Here is a 10,181-nt window from a genome sequence, read left to right on the forward strand (position 1 = left end):
GGCACGAAGATTACACGCTTGGAGCGCTCCAACGAATGGAGCGCTCCAAGCGATCCCGGCGCGGACGCCTCGAACGGTCCGTCGAATGGCGGTATTACCCACCGGCTCGGGTGTGTCGGCAACCCGCGGCGAAGGTGACGAGTGACCCTTGACACGCTCGGACGGCGAGTATCAGTCTTGTGGCGTTCCCGGATTGGAGCGCTCCAAAAATGGAGCGCGGCGATCCGGGGCTGCTTCGTCCCCCGGCGGTCGAACAGGCGACCGTCGAAGTCCGTTGTCCGCCGGCCCACTGGAGAAAAGAACCTGATGCGTATCGGAGTCGCAGGTGTGGGGCGAATCGGCGCGATGCACGCGCGGAACCTCACGAGCCTGGAGACGGTCGACGAACTGGTCCTGTTCGACCCGCAACCGGGCCGGGCGCCGGCCCTGGCGAAGGAACTCGGCGTCGAGGCGGTCGACGACCCGAAGACCCTGCTCGACACGGTCGACGGCGTCGTGGTGGCCACCCCCACCGACACCCACCCGCAGATGTTGCGTCGGACGGTGGCCGCCGGTGTGCCGACGCTGTGCGAGAAGCCGATCGCGTCGGACATCGCCGCGATGATCGCGCTGATCGCGGACGTGGAGGCGAGCGGCGTGCCGGTCCTGGTCGGTTTCCAGCGCCGCTTCGATCCGGCCGTGCTGGAGTTGAAGCGCCGCCTGGACGCTGGCGAGATGGGTACGCCGTACCTGGTGCGCGCGGTCGGCCAGGACGCCGTGCCGCCGGACCCGGGCTACCTGCCCGCGTCCGGCGGGATCTTCCGCGACCTGCTCATCCACGACCTGGACGCGGTGCCGTGGTTGCTCGGCGAACCGGTCGTCGAGGTGTTCGCGAGCGGCTCGGTGCTGGTGGACGAGGCGTTCGCGCAGGCGGACGACGTGGACAACGCGGTCGTGCTGCTGCGTTTCGCGAGCGGGGCACACGCGGTGCTCACCGGCGGCCGACACGACCCGGCGGGCTACGACCACCGGATCGAGGTGCTGGGCTCGGCCCAGTCGCTCGCGGTGGGCCTGGATCCCCGGACGCCGTTGACCTCGCTGGAGGCGGACGGTCCGCAGGCCGGCCCGGACGCCTACGCGGGCTTCCCGGAACGATTCGCCCGTGCCTACGACAACGAGATGCGGGTGTTCGTCGAGGTGGTCGCCGGGCGGATGGCCAATCCGTCCCCGGTGCGCGACTCGCTGGCCGGTCTGGTGCTGGCGCAGGCGTGCGAGCGGTCGCGTCGCGAGGGCCGGCCGATCGAGCCGGCGGCCGTACTCGCCGCGGCGGGCGCGGCGGCGTCGGTCACGGAGGTGGCCCGATGAACCCGTGGCCGCCCTCGACCGAATCCGCTTCGGGCCGCCCGGCCGGGCCGGACCTGCGGCCGGCCGGTGCGCCGATCTCCTGGGGCGTGTGCGAAGTGCCCGGTTGGGGCCCGATGTTGCCGGTGGACACCGTGCTCGGTGAGATGGCCGAGCTCGGCCTGACCGCCACCGAGTCGGGGCCGCCCGGCTACCTGCCGGAGGATCCCACGCTGCTCAAGGGCGTGTTGGCGGCGCACGGCCTGACCCTGGTCGGCTCGTTCGCCGCGCTCGTGCTGCACGAGCGGGACCTGGTCGCCCGGTCGACCGCGGCGGCGGAACGCACGGCCGCGTTGATCGCCGCGGCCGGGGGCGAGGTGCTCGTGCTGGCCGCCGCCACCGGCCTGGACGGCTACGACACCCGGTCCGAACCGTCCGACGAGCAATGGCGATGCCTGATCGACACGGCCGACCGGATCGCCCGCATCGCCGCGGCACACGGCCTGCGCACCACCCTGCACCCGCACGTGGGTACACATGTGGAGACCTCGGCGGAGGTGGAACGTTTCCTCGTCGACAGCACCCTGCCGTTGTGCTTGGACACCGGTCACCTGCTGATCGGCGGGACCGACCCGCTCGACCTGGTCCGCCGGCACCCCGACCGGATCGGCCACGTGCACCTCAAGGACGTGCACGCCCCCCTCGCCGCCCTGGTGCGGGCCGGCTCGCTGACCTACGCCGAGGCCGTCCAGCGCGGCATCTACCGCCCGCTCGGCCGAGGCGACGTCCCGGTCGCCGAGATCGTGGCGACGCTGCACGCGGCCGGCTACCGCGGCTGGTACGTGCTCGAACAGGACACCCGGCTGACCGACGACCCGGCCGACGCGGACCTGCCGCGCCGCGACACCGCGCGCAGTCTGGCGCACCTGCGCGGCAACTGACGCCGGCGCCCGGTGGGTCGGCGCCCCCCTTGCCGGTCGCCCGGCCGGGTACGACATCGGTATCGGGCCGCGCGCCCGTGCCGCCGTACCCGCCCACCCGTCGACGCGCCCGCGCACCGGATTCGGACCGCCGCCCGACCCGACCCGTTCGTCCCGACCGTTCCGACCGTCCTGACGAGGAGTATTCGATGCCCCGACGTTCCCTCGGATTCGCCGCCGCGCTAGGCGTATCCGCGCTCGTCCTCGCCGCCTGCAGCAGCCCGTCCGGCAGCGACCCGGATGCCGAGAAGACCCCCAAGAGCGCGCCGACCGCCGCCGCCAAGGGCAACAACACCGTGTCCGTGATCACCCACGGATCGGCGGGGGACGCCTTTTGGAACGTCGTCCAGAACGGCGCGCAGGACGCGGGGAGGAAGCTGGGCGTGGACGTCCGGTACCAGGGCGACGGCGACCCGGCCGGACAGGCCCGGCTGATCGACAACGCGGTCACCCAGGGGGTGGGCGGCATCGTGGTCTCGATGGCCAACCCGGACGCGCTGGCGAACTCGATCAAGGCGGCCACCGCGAAGGGCATTCCGGTGATCACCATCAACTCCGGGCAGAGCAGATCCACCGAGTTCGGCGCGCTCGCGCACGTCGGCCAGGACGAGTCGATCGCCGGCGAGGCGGCCGGCGCCAAGCTCAAGCAGGCCGGCCGGACCAAGATGTTGTGCGTCATCCACGAGGCGGGCAACATCGGCCTGAACCAGCGCTGCGACGGCGCCAAGGCCGGCTTCGGCGGCGCGACCCAGACGCTCCAGGTGGACATCGGCAACCCCACCGACATCCAGGCCCGCATTCGCGGCGCGCTCCAGTCGGACTCCTCGATCGACGCGGTGCTCGCGCTCAACCCGCAGGTCGCCGCGGTCGCGGTGGGCGCGGTGGGCGACGCGAAGTCCAAGGCGCAGATCGCCACCTTCGACCTCAACCCGGACGTGGTCACCGGGATCAAGGACGGCAAAATCGTCTTCGCGGTGGACCAACAGCAATATCTCCAGGGCTACCTGCCGGTCGTGATGATCAAGCTCTACCGGGACAACGCCAACACGGTCGGCGGCGGCAAGCCGGTACTGACCGGACCCGGCTTCGTCGACCGGAACAACGTCGGCGCGGTGGCCGAATACGCGCAGCGGGGGACCAGATGAGCACGAGTGGCACGACGCCCTCGGCGCCCACCGAGGAGGCGGCCGGCCGCGCGGTTCCGGCCCCGTCCGGCACCGGCGGGCCCGGGCCGGACGAACGGGTCGCTCCCGCCCGGCTCGTGCACCGACTGCTGATCCGACCGGAACTGGGCTCGCTGATCGGCGCGGTGCTGGTGATGGGCTTCTTCGGGTTCGTCGCGGACGGCTTCTTCACCGCCGCCGGGGCGGCGACCTGGCTGGACGACTCGGCCACCCTGGGCATCATGGCGGTGGCCGTGGCGCTGCTGATGATCGGCGGCGAGTTCGACCTGTCCGCCGGCGTGATGACCGCCTCGACCGCGCTCATCACCGCGATGCTGGCGACCAGGGCCGGCTGGTCGGTGTGGCCCGCGCTCGCCGTGTCGCTGCTGTTCGCCCTGGCCGTCGGCGCGCTCAACGGTTGGCTCGTGGTGCGCACCGGACTGCCCAGCTTCATCATCACGTTGGGCACCTTCCTGGCGTTGCAGGGCCTCAACCTCGGGGTCACCCGGCACGTGACGAACAGCGTCCAGGTCAGCGGGATGCGCTCGACCGACGGATACGAGTCGGCCGGCCGGTTCTTCGCCTCGACGATGGCGATCGCCGGCACCGAGATCCAGGTCTCGGTGTTGTGGTGGCTGGTGCTGGCCGCGTTGGCGACCTGGCTGCTCGCCCGGACCCGGTTCGGCAACTGGATCTACGCGGTCGGCGGCGCGCCGATCAGCGCGCGCAACGTCGGCGTCCCGGTGGACCGGACCAAGATCGTGTTGTTCATGACCACCGCCGGCGCCGGCTGGCTGGTCGGCTCGATCAACATCCTGCGCTACACCTCGGTCCAGGCCAATCAGGGCATCGGCCTGGAATTCCAGTACATCATCGCCGCGGTGATCGGCGGTTGCCTGCTCACCGGCGGCTACGGCTCGGCGATCGGCGCCGCCGTGGGCGCGCTGATCTTCGGCATGGCGCGCCAGGGCATCGTCTACGCGAAGTGGAACAGCGACTGGTTCCAGCTCTTCCTCGGCGTGATGTTGCTCGCGGCCGTCCTGGTCAACAACTCCTTCCGGCGCCGCGCGGAGAGGTCCCGTCGATGACGAATCCACCCACTCGGCCGCCGGCCGGGCAAGCGGGCAGCGGCGAGAGCGCCGCCGGTGCTTCCAAGGCCCCGCCGAGCGGTCCCGGCACCGGCGCGCACCTGCTCGAACTGCGCGGCGTCGGCAAGCGGTTCGGCAGCGTGATCGCCCTCGACGACGTCTCGGTGACGGTCGACGCCGGCGAGGTGACGTGCGTCCTGGGCGACAACGGCGCGGGCAAGTCGACCTTCATCAAGATCCTGGCGGGCGTGCACGCCAACGACAGCGGCAGCTACCTCGTGGAGGGCGCACCGGTGCGGTTCGCCTCGCCCCGACACGCGCTCGACCGGGGCATCGCCACGGTCTACCAGGACCTGGCGGTGGTGCCGCTGATGAGCGTGTGGCGCAACTTCTTCCTCGGCTCCGAACCGCGCAAGGGCCGCGGCCCGTTCTCCCGGCTGGACATCGCCACCGCCCGCGCCACCACCCGCCGGGCCCTGTCCGACATGGGCATCGACCTGCGCGACGTCGAGCAGCCGGTGGGCACGCTCTCCGGCGGCGAGCGCCAATGCGTGGCGATCGCCCGGGCCGTGCACTTCGGCGCCAGGGTGCTGATCCTGGACGAGCCCACCGCCGCGCTCGGCGTCAAGCAGGCCGGCGTCGTACTGCGCTACATCGCGCGGGCCCGAGACCGGGGCCTGGGCGTGGTGTTCATCACCCACAACCCGCACCACGCCTACCCGGTGGGCGACCGCTTCCTGCTGCTCAACCGGGGCCGCAGCCAGGGCTGCTTCGGCAAATCCGACATCACCCTCGCCGAACTCACCCGGCAGATGGCCGGCGGCGCCGAACTGGAGGCACTCGCCCACGAGTTGGATGCCGAGGCCAAGACATGACCGACTCCGCGCCGGAGCCGGCCGACGCCGCCCGACCCGACCGCAGCCCGGCCCCGGGCCCGATCCCGGACGTGCTCACCGTCGGCCGCGTCGGCGTCGACCTCTACCCGCAACAGAGTGGCGTGCCGCTGGAGCGGGTCGAGACCTTCGCCAGGTCGCTCGGCGGCACCGCCACCAACGTGGCGGTCGCCGCCGCCCGGCTGGGCCGCCGCTCCGCCGTGCTGACCAAGGTCGGTGCCGACCCGTTCGGCACCTATGTGCGCACCGCGCTGGCCGACTTCGGCGTCGACCCGACCTGGGTGGCCGGCCACGAACGGCTGCTCACCCCGGTGGTCTTCTGCGCCCTGGACCCGCCCGAAGACCCGCCGCTGCTGTTCTATCGGCTCCCGGTGGCCCCCGACCTCACCCTCACCGACCAGGACGTGCCCTGGCAACTGGTGCGCGAGGTACCGGTGTTGTGGGTGACCGGCACCGGGGCGAGCATCGAGCCCTCGCGCGGCACCCATCGGCGGATGCTCGCGGTGCGCGGCCGCCGCGCGCACACCGTGCTCGACCTCGACTACCGTCCGATGTTCTGGCCCGACCCGGGCACCGCCCGCCGCCACATCGGCGAACTCCTCGACGAGGCCACGGTCGTGGTGGGCAATCGGACCGAAGTGGAGGTCGCGGTCGGCACGGCGGACCCGGACGAGGCGGCCCGCCGACTGCTCGACCGGGGCGTGCGCCTGGTCCTGGTCAAGAAGGGCGGCCAAGGAGTCCTGGTGGCCACCCCCGAAGGCAGTGCCACGGTCGCCCCGCGCCGGGTCGAGGCGGTCTGCGGGCTCGGCGCCGGCGACGCCTTCGGCGGGGCCCTCGTGCACGGCCTGCTGGCCGGCTGGGACCCGATCCGCATCGCCGAATACGCCAACGCCGCCGGGGCGCTGGTCGCCGCCCGACTCGCGTGCGCCGACGCGATGCCCACCGACGCGGAGATCGAGAAATTCATGAACCACCCGACGCGGGAGAACCGAACGTGATCAGCGACCGCGACTGGACCGACCTGCTGGCGACCCGGGCGAACCGGCCGCACGCGGTACGCGCCGCCTACGCCGAGCGCCGGCGCCGCCCGAGCCTGCTCTCCGCGCACGGCACCCTCTTCCTGGTCGCCGCCGACCACCCCGGGCGCGGCTCGCTCGGGGTGGGCGCCGACCCGCTCGCCATGGCCGACCGACGCGACCTGCTCGGCCGACTGGTCGCCGCCCTCGAACACCCGGACGTGGACGGGGTCCTGGGCACCCCCGACGTGATCGAGGAACTGCTGCTCCTGGGTGCGCTGGAGGACAAGGTGGTGATCGGTTCGATGAACCGGGGCGGCCTGGCCGGCGCGTCCTGGGAGATAGACGACCGCTTCACCGGCTACGACGCGGACGCGATCCGCCGATACCGGCTCGACGGCGGCAAGATGTTGCTGCGCATCGTCGACGAGGATCCGGGCACCGTCCCCACCCTGGAGGGCTGCGCCCGCGCGGTCAGCGAACTGGCCGGGCACGGCATCCGGGCGATGATCGAACCACTGCCCTACCGGCGCGAAGGCACCCGGCTCGTCCTCGATCGCGGCACCGCCGCCAACGTACGCGCGGTGACCGTCGCCTCGGCCCTGGGCACCACCTCCGCCTACACGTGGCTCAAGCTGCCCGCCACCGAGGAGCCGGACCGGGTGGCCGGCGCGACCACCCTGCCGACCGTCGTGCTGGGCGGCGTGCCCTCGGCCGACCCGCAGGCCGACCTGTCCTCGTGGGGGCGCGCCCTGGCCCAACCGGCCGTGCGCGGCCTGGTGGTGGGCCGCGCGCTGCTCTACCCGGCGGACGGCGACGTGCGCGGCGCGGTGGCCGCCGCCGCCCGGGTGTTGCGCGCCGCGAACCCGCGGCCGATCGAGGTGATCGCGTGAACGACCCGACCCTGTTCCACCCCTGGGGCACCGCCACCGGCGCCGAGGACCCGCTGCTGATCACCCCCGAACTCGCCGGCTGGACCTACAGCGGCCTGCGAGTGCTGCACCTGCCTCCGGGCGGCCGGCGGGAACTTGCCACCGGGGAACACGAGTTCGCGGTGATCCCGCTGGCCGGTTCGGCCACCGTGCAGACCGAGGGACGCCGATTCGAACTGGCCGGACGCGACACCGTGTTCACCGCGGTGTCGGACTTCGCCTACGTGCCGCGCGACGCCGAACTGCGGCTGTCCACCGAGCACGGCTGCCAACTCGCGCTCGCCTCGGCCCGGGCCGGCCGGCGACTGGACCCGGCGTACGGCCCGGCGGCCGGCGTGCCGGTCGAGGTGCGCGGCGCCGGACGCGCGACCCGACAGGCCAACAACCTGCTGACCCCCGATGTGTTCGAGGCGGACAAGCTGATCGTCTGCGAGATCCTCACCCCCGACGGCAACTGGTCCTCCCACCCGCCGCACAAGCACGACACGGCGAGCGCCCACGAGAGCGTCAACGAGGAGATCTACTTCTTCCGGGTGGCCGGCCGGGACGGCCGCACCCCCGACCGGATCGGCTTCGGTTTGCACCGCACCTACACCACCGACGGCACGATCGACGAGACGGTGACGGTGCGCGACGGCGACGTCTTCCTCGTCCCGCGCGGCTACCACGGCCCCTGCGTCGCCACCCCCGGACACCACCTCTACTACCTCAACGTGATGGCCGGCCCCGGCGACGAGCGGGCGATGCTCGCCTGCGACGACCCCGCCCACCACTGGGTCCGGGAGAGCTGGGCCGAACAGACGCCCGACCCCAGGTGCCCGATGACGTCGCCGGCGCCGGAAGGAGGAGAGCGATGAGCACGCGGACCACCTCCGCCGACGCGACGCCCGGTGCGACCGTGCGGCTGACCACCGCGCAGGCCCTGGTCCGCTGGCTGGTGGCGCAGGAGAGCGAACTCCCGGACGGCCGCCGGGTCCGGCTGTTCCCCGGCGTGTTCGCCATCTTCGGCCACGGCAACGTGCTCGGCCTGGGCGACGCGCTGCACGAGGCCGGCGCGGCGATGCCGGTCTGGCGCGGCCAGAACGAACAGGGCATGGCCCTGGCCGCGGTCGGCTACGCCCGGGCCACCCAACGTCGCCAAGTGCTCACGGCCACCTCCTCGATCGGGCCCGGCGCGCTGAACATGGTCACCGCCGCGGGTGTCGCGCACGCCAACCGGCTGCCGCTGCTCCTGCTGGTCGGCGACACCTTCGCCGGCCGCGCCCCCGACCCGGTGTTGCAACAGGTCGAGCACTTCCACGACCCGAGCACCACCGTCAACGACGCCTTCCGCGCGGTCAGTCGCTACTGGGACCGGATCACCCGCCCGGAACAACTGATCGCCACCCTCCCGCAGGTGGCCCGGGTGCTGACCGATCCGGCCGACTGCGGGCCGGTCACGCTCGCGCTGCCGCAGGATGTCCAGGCCGAGGCATTCGACTTCCCGCCGGGCCTGTTCGCGCCGCGCCTGCACCGGCCGCCGCGACCGCGCGCCGACCTGGGCGAACTCGCGGAGGCGGCAGCGCTGTTGCGGGCCGCTCGGCGTCCGCTGCTGGTGGTCGGCGGCGGGGTGCGCTACTCGGGCGCGGCGGACGAGGTGTTGCGGCTGGCTCGGGCGCACGGTGTCCCGTTCGCCGAGACGGTCGCCGGGCGCACCCTGCTCCCGCACGACCACCCGCTGCACGCCGGACCGCTCGGGGTGACCGGCTCCGCCTCGGCCAACGCGCTCGCCGCCGACGCCGACCTGATCCTGGCCGTGGGCACCCGCCTGCAGGACTTCACCACCGCGTCGGGCACCGTGTTCGCCGCCGACGCGCGCCTGGTGTCGATCAACGCGGCCCGGTTCGACGCGGTCAAGCGCGGCGCCGCACCGGTGACCGCGGACGCCCGCGAGGCGCTGCGCGAACTCGGGCCGCTGCTGGGCCAATGGCGGGCGGACCCGGCCTGGACCGCCCGGGCCGAGCACGAGCGGCGGGCCTGGGACGGCCTGGTCGATCGGCTGCGCGCGCCGGGCGAGCCCGCCGGGCCGCCGACGTACGCGCAGGTCGTGGGCGTGGTCAACACCATCTCCGGGCCCGACGACTACGTGCTGACCGCGGCCGGCGGGCTGCCCGGCGAACTGGTCGGCGGCTGGCGGGCCGACGGGCCGGTCGGCGCGGCGACGATGGACGTCGAGTACGGCTTCTCCTGCATGGGCTACGAGATCGCCGGCGCGTGGGGCGCCGCGATGGCGCGGCCGACTGGCGTGGTCACCACCCTGCTCGGCGACGGCTCCTACCTGATGCTCAACTCCGAGTTGTACTCGGCGGTCCTGTCCGGACACCGGTTCGTCGCGGTGGTCTGCGACAACGGCGGCTACGCGGTGATCGCCCGACTCCAGGAAGGCCAGGGCGCGGCGCCGTTCAACAACATGATCACCGACTGCCGGGGGCCGGGCGCCGCCGCCGACCACCGGGTCGACTTCGCCGCGCACGCCGCGGCGTTGGGCGCCGAGGTGTTCACCGCGGACACCGTCGAGGAGTTGGCCCAGGCGTACACGGCGGCGCGCTCGGCCCGGCGGCCGGCCGTGGTGGTCGTGCGTACCCGCCCCGACCGGTGGACCGACGCCGGCGCTTGGTGGGAGGTGGGGGTGCCCGAGGTCTCGGCGCGGCCGCAGGTGACCGCGGCCCGCGAGCGCATGGACCTGGCCCGGGCCGAGCGGGCGGCCCGAGGCTGACCGGCGCCGGGACCGCGAGCACCGCTCGCGGTCC

The 10,181-nt window shown here is 73.2% G+C and carries 9 protein-coding genes; all 9 read left to right on the top strand.

Annotated elements, in window-relative coordinates:
• Positions 1-306: 306 nt before the first annotated feature.
• The 9 genes from ABZ374_RS38825 to iolD all read left to right on the top strand — a co-directional run bounded on the left by ABZ374_RS38825 (position 307) and on the right by iolD (position 10,147).
• The gene (locus ABZ374_RS38825; protein WP_360320894.1) at positions 307-1,344 is read left to right on the top strand and encodes a Gfo/Idh/MocA family oxidoreductase; all 1,038 of its coding nucleotides are present in this window, start codon (positions 307-309) and stop codon (positions 1,342-1,344) included.
• Positions 1,341-2,261, top strand: coding sequence for a TIM barrel protein (locus ABZ374_RS38830; RefSeq protein WP_360320897.1), 921 nt, complete (start codon positions 1,341-1,343; stop codon positions 2,259-2,261). The genes ABZ374_RS38825 and ABZ374_RS38830 overlap by 4 nt, the downstream gene beginning before the upstream one ends.
• A 188-nt stretch (positions 2,262-2,449) precedes the next feature.
• Positions 2,450-3,445, top strand: coding sequence for a sugar ABC transporter substrate-binding protein (locus ABZ374_RS38835; protein ID WP_360320900.1), 996 nt, complete (start codon positions 2,450-2,452; stop codon positions 3,443-3,445).
• The gene (locus tag ABZ374_RS38840; RefSeq protein WP_360320903.1) at positions 3,442-4,551 is read left to right on the top strand and encodes an ABC transporter permease; all 1,110 of its coding nucleotides are present in this window, start codon (positions 3,442-3,444) and stop codon (positions 4,549-4,551) included. The genes ABZ374_RS38835 and ABZ374_RS38840 overlap by 4 nt, the downstream gene beginning before the upstream one ends.
• Positions 4,548-5,426 (top strand): ATP-binding cassette domain-containing protein, encoded by an 879-nt coding sequence (locus tag ABZ374_RS38845; protein WP_360320906.1) that lies wholly within the window; start codon positions 4,548-4,550, stop codon positions 5,424-5,426. The genes ABZ374_RS38840 and ABZ374_RS38845 overlap by 4 nt, the downstream gene beginning before the upstream one ends.
• Positions 5,423-6,442 carry a 5-dehydro-2-deoxygluconokinase gene (gene iolC, locus ABZ374_RS38850; protein WP_360320909.1) on the top strand — a complete coding sequence of 340 codons (1,020 nt, stop codon included), beginning with the start codon at positions 5,423-5,425 and terminating at the stop codon, positions 6,440-6,442. The genes ABZ374_RS38845 and iolC overlap by 4 nt, the downstream gene beginning before the upstream one ends.
• Positions 6,439-7,353: an aldolase gene (locus ABZ374_RS38855; RefSeq protein WP_360320912.1), complete on the top strand. Its 915-nt coding sequence runs from the start codon at positions 6,439-6,441 to the stop codon at positions 7,351-7,353. Before iolC ends, ABZ374_RS38855 begins: the two co-directional genes overlap by 4 nt.
• Positions 7,350-8,249, top strand: a complete 900-nt coding sequence (iolB, locus tag ABZ374_RS38860) for a 5-deoxy-glucuronate isomerase (protein WP_360320915.1) — start codon at positions 7,350-7,352, stop codon at positions 8,247-8,249. The genes ABZ374_RS38855 and iolB overlap by 4 nt, the downstream gene beginning before the upstream one ends.
• Positions 8,246-10,147, top strand: coding sequence for a 3D-(3,5/4)-trihydroxycyclohexane-1,2-dione acylhydrolase (decyclizing) (gene iolD / locus ABZ374_RS38865; protein ID WP_360320918.1), 1,902 nt, complete (start codon positions 8,246-8,248; stop codon positions 10,145-10,147). Before iolB ends, iolD begins: the two co-directional genes overlap by 4 nt.
• Positions 10,148-10,181: the final 34 nt, after the last annotated feature.

This window comes from Embleya sp. NPDC005971, from assembly GCF_040629175.1.
GTDB lineage: Bacteria > Actinomycetota > Actinomycetes > Streptomycetales > Streptomycetaceae > Embleya.